Genomic DNA, 17,639 nt, shown 5'->3' on the forward strand with positions numbered 1-17,639 from the left:
TCATCATAATATAAAAACAAATTTAAATAGATGAAAGATTTAAGCTGGCTGTCACGTACCGAAGCATTGATCGGTAGAACGGCGGTTGAAAAATTAGCTAATTCGCATGTGATGGTTTTGGGATTAGGTGGTGTTGGTTCATTTGCTGCAGAATTTATATGCCGGGCAGGTGTTGGGAAAATGACCATTATCGATGGAGACACAGTGGACCCGTCCAACCGTAATAGACAATTGCCTGCCTTGGCAACCAATCATGGTGAAGCAAAAGCTGAAATTATGCGGGAAAGATTGTTAGCTATTAATCCTGAGTTGGATTTAACCGTAATACAAGACTTTATCATTCCAGAAAAAATACCAGCTTTATTAGATTTAGCTCCGGATTATTGTGTTGAAGCCATTGATAGTATTACACCGAAACTATTTTTCATTCGGAGGGCATTGGAAGCCAATATACCATTTGTGAGTTCAATGGGTGCTGGTGGGAAAGTGGACCCCACGAAAATAAAAATTGACGATATCGGTAAATCTTATAATTGTAAATTAGCGCATCATATCCGTAAAAAATTGCGCAAACATGGTATTCGAGATGGGGTAAAAGTGGCATTTTCAACTGAACTTCCAAACAAGGATTCATTATTATATACTGATGGGAGTAACTTTAAAAAGTCTGCCTACGGTACCATGTCATATCTACCAGCAGCCTTTGGTGGGGCAATAGCTTCTGTTGCTATACGAGATTTAATAGAAAATGCTTAACTTAGGCATTAAATAAACATATGAACAAATGAAAGAAGCTACCCGTCAATCGATGGATAGCGTCTTTTCTTTGTTTAACGACTGGTGACACCTTTCATATCAATGCCTTTGGGCTTGATATGCTCTAATCTTTTCTTTAGTGTATCGATTTTTGATTTTTCAAGATTACCTGTCGCAATTATAATTCCTTCCTTCACCTGGGCCGTAATGGTTGGAAAATCTTCCAGGACAAGATTGACATCTCTCGTTAAGGTAGAATCTATCGCGCCGCCCATAATTTCATGATATTTTTCACGGGCATCTTCTGGTTCAGGAAGATTTACAATGATATTGTTGTGAATGGATTTGATATCCTCTCCCCCTGCTAATTTTGTTTTGTTTTCTATATCCTGCTTGAGCGAATCCGAACCTATCTGTCCATCCAACGTTACATTCCCTTCCTCGACATCTACTTCGATGCCTGCAGTAGTTTCCAATGCTGCCTCGATTTTTGATCTTAGTTTTTCGTCGGATTCGGGCGATCTACAAGAGTGAATAAACAGTAAAGCACCAAGTAAGAAGATTAAAAGTAAATTATTCAATTTCATGTCATTCTTCGTTTCTGTACTAAATAAGAACAGATGCATCGGCATATTGTTTAATTTTTCGGTATTTTCATCACTTAGTAGATTGCAATAACTTTTTGATTAACGTTGTTAAAAACAAAACTATCACCTATTTTTTTTCCGATAAGTAGTTGTCCAATTGGAGATGCAGGCGAAATGACGAAGATATTATTAGCCCCTATTTTTACGGCTCCAATACTTGTGGCGATCAAATATAGTCCAACATTGGTTTGAACAAGCGTTCCTAGTCTGGCGACATCCATTACATCATTTTGTAATGATTCTATACTGATCAGTTGCTGTAGATCTTTATTGGCTTCCAGGAGTTGCTTTTGGTAGCGATTGATGTCCTGTTGAATCATTTCACGTGAAGTTTCATATTTGTCCCCAGCACTACTTTTGGTATCGTCATTACTTGAATCTCTGGCTGTTTCTAAAGCAGATTCTATCATTGTGATACGTTCCTGAGTACGTTTTAGTGCTATGTCGAGGATCTCCCCTTTTATGTCGAAATAATTATTTGTCATTCCGAAAAATAAGAAATAAGTTTTATTCATTAAAAAATAAAAACAATACACTTAGTCTCAATAGAATATAACAAATCTGATGGCAAATAACACGAATAAGGTTGCAATAAATTAAAAAATTGCTACATTTGTGCACTGAAACACGGAAAGGTGTCAGAGTGGTCGAATGAGCAGTCCTGGAAAGACTGTATACGGGATGACTGTATCGAGGGTTCGAATCCCTCCCTTTCCGCCAAATGATACAAATGCCACGAATAATCGCTATTCGTGGCATTTTTGTTTTTAGCACTATAAAATACGCACTGGAAGCGGATTTGACCCATAAGGTTCGAATCCCGCCGATTCCACGAAAGGTGATATTTTATAGAAAATATCGCCTTTTTTTATGCCCGGACGATATTACTTAAATACAAAATGCCTGTAAATACACTATTTGCAGGCATTTTTATTTATCGCGACCCAACAAAAAATTCAGAAATCCACAGAAATAGAAAGCGTTAATCGTGGCAACCTATTTTATTTTAAAAAGTTGCCACGATCAAACGCTGAAACCTTTGCCAGGCAACTAGTTAAGCAGGTTTACATCTTGTAAAAAAGTAGCATCAATCCGAACTTTGTTAAACCATAAAATTATTATTTATGTTAGAAAAAAGCTTTGGATTACTTTTCTTTTTGAAGAAAACAAAATTCAGTAAAGGAACAGAAAGACTTTTATATGGTAGAATTACCATAAATGGTATTTCAAAAGAATTTTCAACCAAAAGAAACTGGTATAAAGATCGCTGGAACCAGGGGGCAAATAGGGCTACAGGAAATAAAGAGGATGCTAAATCTATCAATCATTACCTTGATGCATTAGTTTCAAAAATTTACGAGGTTAAAAGAGAACTCATAGCAAACGGAGAAGACGTTACAACAGAAAATCTCTTTGATCTACTTTTTGGTAACACAGATGATAGAAAGTTTATCCTACAAATATTTCAGGCTGAAAATGCTAAAATGAAAGCACTTGAGGGAAAGGGGTATGCAATAGGAACCATAAAAAGATTTGAAACAAGCCTTTCTCATACTCGCGAATTTATACAATGGAAATACAATTGTAATGACATTGAAATAAGAAAATTGGATTACGAGTTTGTTAAAGAATATGATTTTTGGTTAAAAACAGTTAGAAATTGCAGTCAAAATACAGCGTCTAAATATATTGGAAATTTTAAAAAGATCGTCTTACATTGTATTAAATCTGGATGGCTCAGAAAAGATCCTTTTCATCAATTTAAACTTCTTCGAAAAGAAGTAATCAAGGAATTTTTAACGGAACACGAATTGGAGTCCCTTATGAAAAAAATCTTTTCCATAAAGCGCCTTGAAATTGTAAGAGATATTTTTGCATTTTCATGCTTTACTGGATTAGCATATACTGACGTAAACAAATTAATACATAGCCAGTTTTTTATAGGAGTGGATGGAAAAAAATGGATTTCGTACAAAAGAACAAAAACGCTTAGTCTTACTAAGGTTCCATTACTTAATCCAGCAATCCAATTGATTGAAAAATATACAATTGAAGCTTTTACTTTAGATGACAAAGTCTTCCCTTGTTTTTCAAATCAAAAAATGAACGCTTATCTTAAAGAGATAGCAGATTTATGTGGAATAAACAAAATACTAACATTCCATATGGCTCGTCACACTTTTGCAACGACAGTAACCCTAACTAATAGAGTACCATTGGAAACTGTATCAAAAATGATGGGCCATAAATCTTTAAAGCAGACACAGCATTATGCCAAAATTGTCGATGTTAAAATTAGTGACGATATGAAACGTTTAAGACAAAAGTTTATTTAGTATAATTGGTGGATATAAAAAAAATACCATTTGCCTATTTCATTGATAAATTTTACAAAAGCGTACTATTATGACGCTTTTGTAAAATTCTATATTTTTTAAATGTAACAATTGGGTACTAAGGTTTAGTCATTATGAGGTGAAATAGACCTAGACTATTGTTACTTTCGCATTTACTTTTTTTTTGACTACTTTTATTTACCATTTCAAAGTTTCAGCAAGTTCTAGGCGTTTAGCCTCAACAAGTTGAACTAATTCTCCTAGAGATTCTGTGAGTTCTGCATGATAATTTTTGGGATCATAAAGGATAGTCTTAAGATTCATGGTTTCCTCAATAATACTAAGCACTTCTTGTTTGGAAGAATTTTTTGGTGATATAATAAAATGCTTTTTATTTAAAAGAAACCTATAGTTATAATCTTCAAGCAACATACGAATATCTGGATCATGTGGTCCACACCCAATAAAAATAAAAGTATGAGTAATTGCCAAAGCATCTAAAACTAGGTAAAAATTCCTAAAATCAGTTCTAGCTTTAGAATAATCTCTTCGCGAAAAAATTAATTTATCTGCAGCTGAAATCGTTCCATGAATTTTTAAAATTATGGGCTCCGGCCGACGAATTAGATCTGCAACATCGTCGTCGTAATATGTCTTTGTACTTATGGTACCCTTAGAAGCATTTTCAGCGTAAACATCATAAATTTTATCGAAGTTCGGAGTTGCAACTATCCTTGAATCCAAATTAAAAATGTGTGTATGAATATCAGCAGGTGAAAATTCCGGCGTAAGAAATTCAGCTCTAACTAACGTATTAAAGTCATCTCGTCCTAAATCCCTTCTTATCAATTCACACGCAGTTAAATAATCAGCGTTTTTTATTAAACGATCAACTAAACGCTTTTTTGAAGTTTGAGCTGATGCGTGTTCAAGGAATTCTCGCCAATCTTTAGGACGAAGACCAGTATTGTTTGCAGAATTTTTCGAGACGCCAGCACCTATGAATATAACAGCTTTTCTCCTAGCAATGTCTTCAATTATATCTTTATGCCATTTAATCATGAAAGGGAAGCTTCTAAATTATTATGAAGGTTATTTGCTATATTTTCAATTACAAAGAAATATTCCCGAACCTTATTGAAATGAGCTCCCACTACACCATCTTTTGCTTGCAAGGCAAATATCGGAGTATTTGAATTTTGAGACAAAGGGACAAGACTATGTAAATTGGGAATTTCACCTAACTTAAAGGATGATGGATCAAGTAAATTATTAAAAGGTCCTAATTCTCTTTTTATTGTTCCTGGTATTTTTTTAATTATTTTTTCGAAAGCATTTACTGGAATTTTTGATCCATTAACCGTTTTTGCTGTATATTGCTGCGTTACATAGCCGATAAACTTAAGATTCCAAGAAAATGGACGATCCCCAACTTCATAATTTTCCATTTCTTTTCGCTTATATTCTGACAACCCGAGTTCAATACCTTCCTTCCACTCCTTCAATGCTAAAGAAATATTCTCTATAGCTCTTAAACTGAAAATATCGGACGACATTGGAACGAGGAAATAATCGCAAGCAATTAGTATTGCCCTATTCAACGCTCCTAAGGATGGTCCAACATCAAAAATCACATAATCATATATTGAAGTTCTACATAGAAGATCTTTAAAAACTAAAGTGGTTTGCAACCCACGGTGATCACCCGCTCGACCGTCTATCCAATCCTTACCTAAAAAATCTTCCATAAGAGACAATCTGGGATCGCCAGGAATTACGTCCACTTTAAAATTTGGGCTAGTAATAATTGGTAATGCAGTCTTCAAATAACCTCTTCCTCTTTGTACTGGTCGTAGAACATCATATAATGTTCCTTTTGATTCATGATTATCATAAATCTTATCAATATCTGGGAAAGGGAATAGATAAGCAGTAGCATTACATTGCGGATCAGCATCAACAATCAATACCTTTTTGCCTTTGACAATTTTTAAAAATGCCGAAAGATTCGACAGAAGTGTAGTCTTTCCTACTCCACCTTTATTGTTAAATATTACGATTGAATCCATTATTGGAGTAATTACTAAAATTATACTAAGATAATTCTTATTTCTAATAATTAAATTCTAAGTTTGAATAATTAGAGCAATTTATATTGGATTAACACACAATTGTATGGTACTTTAACCGCATATAAAAAATTATTCTAGCTATTTATTTGGGCCACTCGGGCAAATTATATAATCTTCTGCAGCTCCGCATTCACTATTTCCCTTACTTCATCCCTAATTGCCTGGTAGTTTCGTTGAACAATTACAGGATCTATTTTTCGTATTAAAGGGATTGGTAAATAGGCTTCCGTTTCAGTCTTTATTGCCGCATGGTCATTCTGAATTGAACAATGAAAGGACTTTAATGCAATCCTTTCTTCCGGATTATCTGCTACTGTTCCAACAAACTCACCACTGCTTAATGCAGATATTCTGGAAGCCGGAACAGCAGCTTCCAATTGCTTACTTTTACTTATAGAGGTATCATTACGGTTGATGGAAAGGCTCTGGCGATCTTGCATAATACGGCCAATTCTATCAGATAATAGCTTAGCGGTGTCCCCTGTTACCTGACCTGAAATGATATTTCCGACTATACCCATAATAACATCGGCCTGCTCCTTTCCATAGTCTTTCCTAAGCTGGGTTATGTCTTGAATTGCGAGAAAGGTGGCAACTTGGTTACTCCTGGCAGTTGCAATAAGACTATCAATATCACTAAGGTAAATGGTTGGAAACTCGTCAAATAATAGGCTTGATTTCAGCTTATCCTTTTGGTTTACGATCTTAATCAGCCTGTTTACATACAATGATAGTACTGCACCATAGGTCTTAATTTTTTGAGGATTATTACCCATACAAACTACTTTAGGTGCTGAAGGATCATTAATATTTAGCGTAAAATCATTACCGGAAAGCACGTAGTATAACTGTGGTGACGATAGCCTTGCTAAAGCAATTTTTGCGGACGCGATCTGCCCTTCTAATTGTTCCATTGCCCCGTTTTTATAAGCCGTTTGGAATGGATTAATCAAAATCTGAATCTCTGGTTGGGTGGCCAAAAGAGGGAATAATTCATCATATTCGACCTGCATTAACTCCAATACATGAGGAAGAGTACAGTATGCACCATCCTGGTATTTACGCATAAACCATATCAGTGCGGTTAAGAAATTAATTGGTGATTCAATGAAAAAATCGCCCTGTTTACTAATCCACGATTTGTTTAAACCTAGCAAAATAGTTCGGGCCGACTCTGCTGCATCGGTGATATCAACAATACCAATCGGGTCTAATGGATTACATCTGTGTGACCTTGAGAGGTCATCAAAATTGATAAAGTAGCATTCACTTTTACCAGGATATTTATCCTTGTTCTTTAACCATGTGTTGTATGCAATGACCGAAAGGTCTGGCATTTTAAAGTCATAGACGAACATGGTGAACCCCTTTTTTATGTGTTGGGTAATGACATGGCGCATAAAGAAATAACTCTTTCCTGCTCCGGGAGTACCCAGATTTAGTACTCCTCGATAGGGATTTATAATATTAATATAAGAGTTCCGCACCTTCCCTTTCAATTTATATTTCGCAGGAAGATTAATGGAATGTTCGTTTTGTATTAGCCGTTCCTCCTGAGGAAAAGTCTCGTTAGCATCATTAAATATATCATCTGCTAGTGCATCCATTATTATCCTCGAAGCATAAGTGCCGCCTGTGATAAACAACATCACTCCTATCGTTGTAATTCCGATATATGATATTGCACCTATATCTCTAGGGCATGGAATAAGAAACAAAACATACCCGATAAAATAAGTAACTAGGCCTGGGATCAGGTATTTTAAAGCTGTCTTTACCGTGATGTTTTCACTTTTTTTACCCTTCACGCCAATCAATGAAAGGCTTAAAAATGTCAGTGCAATTAACTTTGATTTATGGAAGGAAGTAAATAATCCAACCTTATAAATGTTGATCAAAACTTTATCAACAAATGGCCAGCTAAGGCCAATTTCCTTAAACCAGCCATATAAATAATAATAAAAGTGAAGGACCAAAATAAAGATGGCGATCCACCTGGTCATGTCCATAATCTTCCTCAATCCTTGTTCGTTCTCTCCTGTAGACATAATATTTACATTTAAAGTGTTCTATTTTTTTCTCCTTTTTTTCTTCTTCTTCCATTCACTTGGAACATTTGATGCAGCATATTCATATTGCATCAATAACTCTAAAGCTGACTTTTCATCAAGTCTGTAATATGGTGAAGCGCTATTGTTTTCATTCATAAATTCATCTGCATTCCCTTTTCCTAAAGCAGTAGCCCTTTCAAATCCAGTATCTGGATTTACGATCTTTGCCAGGTGAATACGCTCCATAATTGCCTTCGCACTAAACTCCTTTCCTAGCGTACTCCCATTAAATACTGTCTTTGATTTAAGGTCAATATAGGTTAGCCCATAGATAGCCCCATGCTCATTTACTCTGGTAACTAACCTGATATCCTGACTTTTTAAATGGTCCTGAAACACCTTTAGGCTGGAACAATTTTTGAATTTTAGGGTAACATCAATCTTGATTTTTAGGGAATCTTTGTACTTTGAACGGGCAACATCATTGGCTAAAAAACGCCTTTCAAGGTTCGGTAAAGTAGGTTTGTCTGCAAATAAACTAGCCTTTATTGGAACGCCTTTACACTGTCCATCATGATCTAGTACCCTATACACTAAACCTTTATTTTGTTCTATTCTTGATCCGTTATTTCCTTGTTCTGCCCTGACATTATATAGTCCAAGCACAGCATTTAGTTCAGCCAGAGAACTATATTTATAAACAGGAATTACAGCATTAAGCACCTTTGAAATGGCCTGTTTGGTTGCCACTTTTCCATATATGACCTTGGATGCATCCAGTGGATTTATAGTTAAAGTTTTGGTATTCTGCTGTTCAGCTTTAATTAAACCATATCTATTTTCCAGCTCTTTGCGCACCGGTTCAGACTTCAGCTTGCCAATCTGATGCAATGAAATCCGGGACTTATCCAGGCCGATATTAGTGGTTACAATATGGCAATGGGGATGCCCGCTATCAAAATGGCGATACAACAGATAAGGTTGGTTACCGAAACCAATTCCCTCCATATAATCCCTTGCAATTTGTGCCATTTGTTCATTGGATAGCTCCTCGTCTGGGGAGAAATTAAGCGAGATATGCACAGAATTCACCTTAACATCCGGCCTAAGCGCTACCTGCTTTTCGAGTAATAAGACGGCATTATCAGGATGGGTATCCACCTCAAGCAACATATTTTCTGCGGCCAACAGGCAGGCATACCCCTGCTTAACCTTATTGTCATTATAGTGGAAAGGCTTACGGATGCTAGTGCTACATTTTATTCTTGCAACCATTTTTGGGCAGTTTTATCCAGGTATTCTTTTAAAGTTTTGGTTGCATCCAGTATATGCTGGCGCTCATTTAAATAGGTCTGCATCCAGGCTTTTATTTCAGGAATTCTATCAGTGGCATGGAGTCTTTTTACCATCTGATTGAAGTTGTTTCCAATTCCATTCAGGTCTTTTTGAAGCAGAGAAAGCGTAATAATTACCTCACGTAAGGACTCGTTTTGCACAGATTTAATCATCGGTTTCCCAGCTAAAATCTTCCTGATATAGCCACTCAGATTTCGTTCGGTGGTCTTTTTTTGGCGTCTGATCAAAGTGTCATACTCAGCTTCTTCAAGCCTTACAAAGATCATTTTGTTCTTATTTTTTTTATTTTCTTTCATCACAATATCCGTTTCACAAATTCATTAAACAATGCCCCACGACTTCGGAGTTAAGGGGCTAATTTCTCCGTTGTCTGACAACGGTACATCTTGCCGGTTCCGGGATAAAACAGGGAACCACGATAAATACATTAGTACCAGATAAAATAAGGAATTAGATTTAAGGCGGAGTCCAGGCCGTAATTCCCTGAGCGCATAAATATTCATTCAGATCAGTAAAACCAGCAAATCGGATTCTATTATCTTTCGCTTTGGGGAGTTCCAATTTTATTAAACAGGTTGCCCTTTCTCCCGCCGGATCATTATCCAAATAGAGGTCTACAGAGTGATAGGTATGTAATACTGAAATGGCCTGGGCAACCATTGTGGTGCTGTTCAAAATAAGGAAGTCGGAGGATCGGGATTTTCCAGCTGCTGCATTGAGCTGTAGAAAAGAAAGGAAGTCCATAAATCCTTCAAACACCTGGATGGCATTTGAGCCATAACTTAGGTGGGTTAAAAATTTTGGAGCTGCGCTTCCCTTAAAGTGTTTTGATCTGATCTCCCAGCCACTATGATTATTTTGAAATCCGAAACCATAGAATTGCCTGCCTGAATTAATGTAGCTAACTTCCTTTAAATATACGCTAGCAATATCAAAGGAGATCATTCGGGAAGCGAGATACTTTATCAGTGAAATAGTATTGAGGTTACGGACACTATTGACCAGTAAAATAGGTTCATTAGGAATCGGCAGAATAACCTTATCCAAAACTTGTACAGGAACCGTTCTACCCTCCAAATAGGAACTTAAAAACTCCGAAACACTGCAATGGTAATATCGAATTCCAAAATCAATTATTGAGCCTCCTATTCCTTCTCCAAAGTCATACCATCGGTTCATTATCCGGTTGACTTTAAAAGATGCTGTTCTTTCTTTTCTGAAAGGAGATAAATACCAATACTGACTTGCCTTAATCTTTGTAGGTTCATAACCCAATGTAGAGAGGTATGATACTAAATCTATTTCTTTAGCCTGTGCGCAGGTTATATTTACATTTCCATTCATATTCATCAAATTCAGCAATCGCAAAATGTATTACAAAATTACAGCTGCATCTATGGTTTTAGATCGCTTGAGTAAATTCTAATGAACCGCTCGGTTCGTATATTTCAGACCTTTGTACAAATCTTAAATCAATAATCAGATGGAAGCAAAAGAAACGAAGTGGCTTTATGAGACGATTCTCTCAGGGCCAGGAATGGATGAGCAGGTAAAGTTTTCATTTACTGCCTCAAGAAAGGTCATATTACTATTGGCAGAAGCTATTGAAAATGGTCTTAAACTGGACGGCAGTGGATTAAAAGAAAGCATTGGTCCAATAGGTACCACCGAACTAGAACAGCTAAAGGAATTGTTACTTGAAAAATCAAATCTTTCCCTTCTAGCAAATCAACTAATGAAAATTAAGTAATCAGAGGAGGCTTCTGCCTCCTCCTTTCTATCAATGCCTAAGCAAATGGTAGCGGCCTGCAATGTCTCGTTTTAAGGTTTAGCAATATCCCTCTTTCCATCAGACATCCTTCAAATAATAAGGTTGTCAGCAAATCACATCCCAGGTTAGCTAGTGTTGAATTGATAAACAGGCTCTGTTTCTTTAAAGAATCCACCAGGGAGCAACTGGGGGTCTTATCATCCTTTTCACCACTACGTAGGAGCGATTCAAATTCATCTGTAATAAAGGGCATTTGCGCTACTGGTGAAAACTTCCTGGAGTCTGGTTGTGCGATATGGCCAATCGTCGAACAGATTATCTGTCCCGTATCTCTGCTATTACCCAGATCAAGCCAATACCTTGGTCTATTAATCTGGTTATTAAATTGTTTTGTATTATTCAAGATGGTGGAGAGATCAAATCTTGACTGAATATTATCTACACAACTGATATAAATGGAGGCTAGAAGCTGCCTGTTCTGCATCCCATCGGGCATATTTGAAAAGTACCTTGCTTCAGCGGACCAGGAAGTTCCAAAAAAGCGATTGATCCTGTTGATCAGGGTAGTGGATTTATGTAAACCAATCTCTGAAGTCGCAAACAGTTGTCTTCCGATATTATTTGCACTTACCCTGTCTCCATCCCAAAGGGTAACATCTAGTCCGGCATGACCATGAGCAGTTAATGCTTCATTTAAACGAGCAAGCCCGGATAAAAAAAAGGATCCGGTCCCTCCTGCTCCTATTAAATTGATTTTGATCGGATTTGTTGGTTGGTGCAGTTCTTTCGCAAGAAAATGCACTTTTGGAAGTATGCTCATAGTTATCTGTTTATTATATCATGAAGCGATAATTGCGCAGGCTGCAGCACCTCTTTAGGAAAAGGTTTGCCTGTTCCAACCAGGCTCTTCCATAACTGGATACAGTTGCCTTTTACAGGTGAGCTAAGAAGGTGACTAAAGCGGCTATTAAAGAAAAAATCCTGCCAGCAGGACATAAAATCTTCCAGTGAGCTGATATGCTTTGTGCCAGTATTGACAGTACCCAGGCAAACAGTTCCATCATGGGCAACATTAAAGAAAGGAGCTTTATATAATTTTGATTGAGCATTTGGTCGTTTGTCTGCCGTCAATGCATAAACCTTCAGCTTCTTTCCTTCCACTTTCCAAAGTAAAGCCGGAACACTTCCAATTCCACTTTGGATTCCAAGGCTATCGGTAAAGAATAAGGGAATGTTCATTTTACGGGTATACCAGACTATAGATCCCTTTTGGCCATTATCCATATACAAAACATTAGAAGGAATTACGCTACAGGGTAGATTTCCCTTTTTTCCTCCAGAGTCAGCGATATGTAGCGCCTTTATAAATTGACTGGATTCCTGAACAGTCAAGGGATGTGCATTTACAGGACGGCCATCCAGGTCAATATCATAATGCTCAACAAAGCAATTCGCGTTATGGTGGCTATTATTCTGTCGGTATATAAGCAAGGCCGAAACAGGCTGAAAAGGCATATCAAATTGTTCTTTTAGTTCTTCAACCATAACATTTCTTATTTAGTAATTATTTAAAATGACACATACATCTTCAAGCAGTTTAAAAGCTGCATTTTCATAAGTAAAATCGCGATTACTCAAAGGCCTTCCATCGAAAATTTTCACTATTTCAGGCTGCTGTAGTGTCCGGTTTTCCGCAAATTCGTTATTGACCATATCCAATAACATATCATAAATACCACCATCCGCAGTACCAATAAAGGATATATACTGGCCCATTAAGGTGACATCATCCGCGCCATAGGGATTTTCAGGAAAGTCTTGTGCAAACCGGAATATATGCTCGTTTGGATAGTGCTCATAAAGCCATAAGGTTTGTTGCCCTACACTCAAACAGTATCTATCAAATTCATCTACAGGTTTTATTTTCGCAATTCGGTCCTTTAAGAAATGTAGATTCTTTTCGTTATAAAATTTTTGGTGCATCCATTCACCAATGGACAAAATTGTTTTCAATTCCCGGAGATCGGATCGGTAAGATTCTGATTCATCAATTTCTTCACACCAATTGGCCAAAATATCATATTCATAACTCATATAGCTTCCCTGGTCCGTATACATCGGAACACCAGCAAAACGGAATAAATATGAGCAGGCAGAAAGCAATACCAAAACCGCAGGTCTGCTGGATAAAAAGCGCTTATCCTTTAAAAACCTAAATAATGGTACGACAGGAATATAATAGAGACAAGTCCCTGTGTCATATTGAACTTTAGATTCAAGGGCAACCTTCCCCAATTCAGTTTTTATAATATTTAGTATGATATCATCCGATTGTCCTAATGAGTCTTTTATTTTTTCAAAATCCACAAGCCAGTCAAAGGCAATGTTTCCGGTTTTTGAATGCGTAAATTGCACATTATAATGTTCCATAAATAGCGACAGGGATTTTTTAAACTCCCTGTCCATTTCCATGGTTATTTTAAATTTTCCATTTTTCCCCAAGCCATTTAATCCGATCTTAGGTAGAAAGGTTTGCTTTATAAAATTAAAGGCAGGATTTCCGCAGGAATTGACTGTCTTTGCTGTGCGGCTGCCTCGCGAGCATCTTTGGGCCTTTTGATATCCAGAATAAACTGTCCTATTTGCTGATGAAGGCGATTTTGCTTTTCGCTTAAGGGGGCCGTTTCCTGGACTGCTGATTTCTTTTTCATGTTCCATAATTTTTTAATTTTATCCCTTGGTTCCGAGAACTGATTCCATCTTGAAGAATATTTTATCTTCCCGGATTTCTGGTGCGCCTATTTTTGCAGTTGTAAGCATAGGGTATGTATTAGCATAAAAGTTCATAACTGTCTCCGGATTCCAGTCAGGGTTCGGATCAGTAAGCAGTAATTGAATATCCTTTTCCTTGTATTCAAATACACGTTCTAAAATGGTTGCTTTAATCATTGTAACTTATTTTAAATGTTAATTTTCAAATTCAGGGAAATCTTCGGTTTCAAGTCCAGAATACTCGTTATATTCCAGATGTTCAGATTCTTCTTCCTCTTCAGGCTCCTCTTCAACTGGATCAGTATCCCTCACAGGATATGTTTTCTGTTCCTGCTCTAATGGAGCAAACAGGTCCGGGGCAAATTTTCCAGAAAGTTCCTGACGCTTGTTCCTGATATCTTCCGCCTGGTCAGGGTATTCTATAGGATCAGGTAATTTGGTCCAGGCTTCTTTAAATTTTCCTTCCGCTTCAAGTTTGCGGGATTGAGCCATTAAATCATTATACTTTTTCTCCTTTGGATTTTGAACAACTTTATCTTTTGGAGGTTGGTTGCCTTTTGTTTTTGTGGCTTCCAAGCTTTTCATATACTGCTCCCTGCTTCGCAGTAAAGTTGTCGTTTGATTCATTGGCTCAGAAATTGTTTCAAAAAATCCTTCATCAAGTTCCAGTGCTGTTGCCTTGAGATTTAGCGGAGGTACGCTTTTTCTATCCTTTGGAGAACACTTTTCGTTATCCATTAAAACTGAGACTACAAGCTCACCAGAATCAGTTTTGGCAATAACAAGTTTTACGGTGCCTGCGATATCAAGTTGGCTTATCAGGCTAAAGAAGTTTGTTTGCATATGCTTTGTATTTTAGCGTTTCGAACTTTGGTTCTCATCAGTACCGGGAATGCTACCGGCAGACGCTAATTTTAGGCTGATAGCGAACAACTGAATACAATAATTCAATCCGCTTTCTCAGCTCCGAGGCACTTACTAAGCTATTTGCTGTTCAGGTAGTCCATTTACCTCGTGTCACCGCTGGAACAACTCGACTACTAAGCCATCCGTCATTGCGGAGATCAGCAATACGGGGCTGCCCGTCTGTGCTGACCTTTGCAAAAAAGAAAACTTCACCGGGGGACGGCAGAGAAAGTTTCGGATAAAAAAATACGACCCGAAGGGTGGAGATTTTTTTATCCGAACCCTCAGGCCGGACTTTCGGCGCCGGCTGCGGTGAAGTAGCTTTGCATTCAGGTCAGCAATAGCAGGCAGCGCCTGACTAACTCCTTATTTCCTTTAAAAAAATCATGTAGAACTTGGGATGTATTTCCAGTAGTATCAGGGATGTATACATTAGGAAGGATAAGAAAAAGGACAACTTTTTGTTGTCCTTTTCAAAATATGATAGTAGTGCTTAAAACATCCGTGACGTTCCGAAGCCTCCATTTTGGAGCATTTCGTATTGAGCCATAATATCGGTAATGTCTAACCTATCCGTGGTAATTTGGATTTTGCTATTGCCTGTGCTTGCCGAACAGCAAACAACTCCATCCTTATAAAAATCAAAAGTGGTAATTGTTACCTCGTTCAATCGTTCCAGTTGGTTAATTTCACTATCCAATAATTCGATCAGTGCCCACTGCCCGGGACCTGTTATTACTTCTATTCCCAGAAACACACCAGGATTTTTATACAACCGTAGTGCAGGCTCATAATAACCAATCTTCTTTCCAGGAGGGGTAGCCAACGAATTAAAATGACCAAGACGCATAACCTGCCTTTTTATCCATTCGTCGTTAATTTTCATTACTACTATAGCCTCGGCCGGCTTAGGGGTACTCCTGTAGGCTTCCAGCCATAGATACCATGATAATGTATTTTCCATAATTGTTAGTTTTCTTCAGTCCAATAATTATCCAAACAAAAGCTGAATGGCCGCCGCCAATTTAGAAGTGGCTATGTTGACTGTAGCATAATCCAGCAAAATCTGAACAGACACTAAAGAACGGTAACCATAAAATCCATGTTCAGCAAAGACATGCACTGATTTCTTCATATCTGATTTGTATTTCATTAAATGGTCCTTGAGTTCCCTTACCTGGTCAAACCAAAATTCTGCGGTAATAATACCATGACCCCACATCGGCCCGGTCGCCGATTCGTTGTTCAAATAGGCATTGCATCCAGCCTCAAGACATTGAACTAATTCTGGTAATGATGGCTTAAACAGATCAGCCAGCAATTTTGCCTTTTCAATGTTTGTCATTTCTTCTATTGTTTTCATAACCGAGCTATTTTATTTTTCCAATAATTAGTTTTTATAAAATACGTGACCATCCTCAAACCAGTAATTTGAACAGAATAGATCTTTCGCATAGGCTTCATAATCAAAGAACTCTCTTGCGAAATCACTTAAATCTTGACGCTCTTCGATCAGCTCACGGGCAAATGTTTCTTCATCATTGTACGTGCCGATGTAATCATCTTTAAACCGGTTTATCAGATCATCAATATCTTCTTTGCCCAAATCAATATGGTCGTTATTGCACCAGATCATGAATGGTTCCCGCTCTGAATTGTCCATTTCTGACAGCGATTGCAAAACGGTAAATATGTGTTCGCTTATACTACATTCACTAATGAGTCCATTAGGAATATTTTCATAATCCTGAAACATAAACTCAGGATCAGCTTCATCCTTGTGTAGTTCATGACAGGCTGCATAAAATTCCTGCACACTTGAGTAATCCGAAAGCTTCAACCATTTTCCAAAAAGAGAACCATCATTATACTTGCCGTAGGTTCCCACATACACCGCTGCTTCTTCAATGTCAATCTGATAATTTCTACTACTGTTCATATCATAAAAATTTAAAAGTTATCAAAAACCGGAACCTGATCATCCACCTGGATTCATACCAGAGACCGGAAAAGTAAGCGCGCGACAATGCCTCTGAGCAAGCGTGCGTATAAGTCCCGAAGGGTGGAATGCGACAGCAGTCCATTATGCCGCAAAGCGCCGGCATAGAGGCATTAGCTTAGCTGTGCTTTTCGGACAGGTATGAAAACAGGAAAAAAATATCAGCGTGCACGTAAGCAGCCTTAGGAGAACCCATCGTTGCCTAACCAGGCCAGGGATAGTAGTGGCATCCTTTGCAAAAGATAAAACGGATAGCCCGGCATCGAAGAGGGCCTCCAAAAAAACTATTTAGCCCTGAACTTGTTATGGTAAGACTGGCGCATTTCGTATGGATTACTTACAACTTCAAGCACTTCAAAAAAAGGGTTATAAGGTATTGTACCGTGACCGCAAAAAGGATTATTTCGTTCCATTAAAGCAATCCTATTCATCCTTGCTCGATAAAATGCACCAAACGCCACTTTGGGAAGATGAACTTATAGATATACATGCAGCCCTGGAAAATTATAATGACTACCAGGAGTATTTATTTTTACTCAGGGTCGTCTATTTAAATCCCAGTGAAGTATGATTGTTTTGACGTAAGAAATACTGCGGCAAAGCCTGCTAATTGATAATCAGAGATGAACAAAGTAATATTTTTCGTAATTTTAATAGAGGAATTTTAATGAGCAATTTATTTCGTTTAGAGGATTTTGAATGGCAAGGTGAAGGCATAAGGTTACACATTAAGGAGGCAGAAGTTGGTTCAGACAGGGTGTTTTATATATCGTTTAGTGATAAAAGGAAACCCCTTGTGCTTACCCGAATGAATAGCTATGTCGGGATGATCTGGACGAGTATACCGGCTGGGCGAAAAGAAACAGATGATATTGGAGCGATTATAGAAGCTCATTTTAAAGGAGAATAGCGT

At 37.6% G+C, this 17,639-nt stretch carries 21 protein-coding genes and 1 tRNA gene; 6 read left to right on the forward strand and 16 right to left on the reverse strand.

Features of this window, described 5'->3' with window-relative positions; translation table 11 throughout:
• Positions 1–30: 30 nt before the first annotated feature.
• Positions 31–756, forward strand: a complete 726-nt coding sequence (locus M2419_RS10685) for a ThiF family adenylyltransferase (protein ID WP_153848832.1) — start codon at positions 31–33, stop codon at positions 754–756.
• A 74-nt stretch (positions 757–830) separates the two neighbouring features.
• Here M2419_RS10685 and M2419_RS10690 read toward each other — a convergent pair whose 3' ends face one another.
• Entirely contained in the window at positions 831–1,382 is a 552-nt protein-coding gene (locus M2419_RS10690) for a BON domain-containing protein (protein ID WP_159726716.1), read from the reverse strand.
• Between the two features lie 35 nt (positions 1,383–1,417).
• Entirely contained in the window at positions 1,418–1,888 is a 471-nt protein-coding gene (locus tag M2419_RS10695) for a GreA/GreB family elongation factor (RefSeq protein WP_153848834.1), read from the reverse strand.
• A gap of 144 nt (positions 1,889–2,032) precedes the next feature.
• Here M2419_RS10695 and M2419_RS10700 point away from each other — a divergent pair.
• Both M2419_RS10700 and M2419_RS10705 read left to right on the forward strand, forming a co-directional pair.
• Positions 2,033–2,123: transfer RNA gene (locus M2419_RS10700), tRNA-Ser, on the forward strand.
• A gap of 404 nt (positions 2,124–2,527) precedes the next feature.
• Complete coding sequence (locus tag M2419_RS10705) at positions 2,528–3,739, forward strand: site-specific integrase (RefSeq protein ID WP_259254952.1); 1,212 nt, start codon at positions 2,528–2,530, stop codon at positions 3,737–3,739.
• Between the two features lie 198 nt (positions 3,740–3,937).
• On the opposite strand, the gene M2419_RS10710 is transcribed toward M2419_RS10705, so the two are convergent.
• The 6 genes from M2419_RS10710 to M2419_RS10735 form a co-directional block, all read right to left on the reverse strand.
• Positions 3,938–4,801, reverse strand: a complete 864-nt coding sequence (locus M2419_RS10710; protein WP_259254953.1) for an SIR2 family protein — start codon at positions 4,799–4,801, stop codon at positions 3,938–3,940.
• The gene (locus M2419_RS10715; protein ID WP_259254954.1) at positions 4,798–5,808 is read right to left on the reverse strand and encodes a ParA family protein; all 1,011 of its coding nucleotides are present in this window, start codon (positions 5,806–5,808) and stop codon (positions 4,798–4,800) included. Before M2419_RS10715 ends, M2419_RS10710 begins: the two co-directional genes overlap by 4 nt.
• A gap of 167 nt (positions 5,809–5,975) precedes the next feature.
• Entirely contained in the window at positions 5,976–7,919 is a 1,944-nt protein-coding gene (gene mobC / locus M2419_RS10720) for a conjugal transfer protein MobC (RefSeq protein WP_259254955.1), read from the reverse strand.
• 21 nt (positions 7,920–7,940) lie between these two features.
• Positions 7,941–9,197: a relaxase/mobilization nuclease domain-containing protein gene (locus M2419_RS10725; RefSeq protein ID WP_259254956.1), complete on the reverse strand. Its 1,257-nt coding sequence runs from the start codon at positions 9,195–9,197 to the stop codon at positions 7,941–7,943.
• Entirely contained in the window at positions 9,182–9,574 is a 393-nt protein-coding gene (locus M2419_RS10730; RefSeq protein ID WP_259254958.1) for a plasmid mobilization protein, read from the reverse strand. The genes M2419_RS10725 and M2419_RS10730 overlap by 16 nt, the downstream gene beginning before the upstream one ends.
• A gap of 160 nt (positions 9,575–9,734) precedes the next feature.
• Positions 9,735–10,622: a toprim domain-containing protein gene (locus tag M2419_RS10735; RefSeq protein WP_259254959.1), complete on the reverse strand. Its 888-nt coding sequence runs from the start codon at positions 10,620–10,622 to the stop codon at positions 9,735–9,737.
• Positions 10,623–10,761: 139 nt separating this feature from the next.
• Here M2419_RS10735 and M2419_RS10740 point away from each other — a divergent pair, with 139 nt between their 5' ends.
• On the forward strand, positions 10,762–11,028 hold the full coding sequence (locus M2419_RS10740; protein WP_259254960.1) for a hypothetical protein: 267 nt from the start codon (positions 10,762–10,764) through the stop codon (positions 11,026–11,028).
• A gap of 37 nt (positions 11,029–11,065) precedes the next feature.
• Here M2419_RS10740 and M2419_RS10745 read toward each other — a convergent pair whose 3' ends face one another.
• From M2419_RS10745 to M2419_RS10780, 8 genes are all read right to left on the reverse strand, one after another.
• Positions 11,066–11,869: a PRTRC system ThiF family protein gene (locus tag M2419_RS10745; RefSeq protein WP_259254962.1), complete on the reverse strand. Its 804-nt coding sequence runs from the start codon at positions 11,867–11,869 to the stop codon at positions 11,066–11,068.
• A gap of 2 nt (positions 11,870–11,871) precedes the next feature.
• Positions 11,872–12,594 carry a PRTRC system protein B gene (locus tag M2419_RS10750; protein ID WP_259254963.1) on the reverse strand — a complete coding sequence of 241 codons (723 nt, stop codon included), beginning with the start codon at positions 12,592–12,594 and terminating at the stop codon, positions 11,872–11,874.
• 12 nt (positions 12,595–12,606) lie between these two features.
• Positions 12,607–13,767, reverse strand: coding sequence for a hypothetical protein (locus tag M2419_RS10755; RefSeq protein ID WP_259254964.1), 1,161 nt, complete (start codon positions 13,765–13,767; stop codon positions 12,607–12,609).
• Positions 13,768–13,779: 12 nt separating this feature from the next.
• Positions 13,780–13,998 (reverse strand): PRTRC system protein C, encoded by a 219-nt coding sequence (locus M2419_RS10760; protein WP_259254965.1) that lies wholly within the window; start codon positions 13,996–13,998, stop codon positions 13,780–13,782.
• A gap of 18 nt (positions 13,999–14,016) precedes the next feature.
• Positions 14,017–14,664, reverse strand: a complete 648-nt coding sequence (locus M2419_RS10765; protein ID WP_259254966.1) for a prtrc system protein e — start codon at positions 14,662–14,664, stop codon at positions 14,017–14,019.
• A gap of 556 nt (positions 14,665–15,220) precedes the next feature.
• Positions 15,221–15,691 (reverse strand): hypothetical protein, encoded by a 471-nt coding sequence (locus M2419_RS10770; protein WP_259254967.1) that lies wholly within the window; start codon positions 15,689–15,691, stop codon positions 15,221–15,223.
• A 27-nt stretch (positions 15,692–15,718) separates the two neighbouring features.
• Entirely contained in the window at positions 15,719–16,090 is a 372-nt protein-coding gene (locus tag M2419_RS10775; RefSeq protein ID WP_259254969.1) for a hypothetical protein, read from the reverse strand.
• Between the two features lie 27 nt (positions 16,091–16,117).
• A complete protein-coding gene (locus tag M2419_RS10780; RefSeq protein ID WP_259254970.1) occupies positions 16,118–16,666 on the reverse strand; it encodes an antirestriction protein ArdA in 549 nt (182 codons plus the stop codon).
• A gap of 388 nt (positions 16,667–17,054) precedes the next feature.
• Between M2419_RS10780 and M2419_RS10785 the strand changes: the two genes are divergently transcribed.
• Positions 17,055–17,297: a hypothetical protein gene (locus M2419_RS10785; RefSeq protein WP_259254971.1), complete on the forward strand. Its 243-nt coding sequence runs from the start codon at positions 17,055–17,057 to the stop codon at positions 17,295–17,297.
• Between the two features lie 96 nt (positions 17,298–17,393).
• Positions 17,394–17,636 (forward strand): hypothetical protein, encoded by a 243-nt coding sequence (locus tag M2419_RS10790; RefSeq protein WP_259254972.1) that lies wholly within the window; start codon positions 17,394–17,396, stop codon positions 17,634–17,636.
• The last annotated feature ends 3 nt before the right edge of the window (positions 17,637–17,639 follow it).

It is taken from the genome of Sphingobacterium sp. BIGb0116 (assembly GCF_024808035.1).
In the GTDB taxonomy this organism is placed as follows: domain Bacteria; phylum Bacteroidota; class Bacteroidia; order Sphingobacteriales; family Sphingobacteriaceae; genus Sphingobacterium; species Sphingobacterium paramultivorum.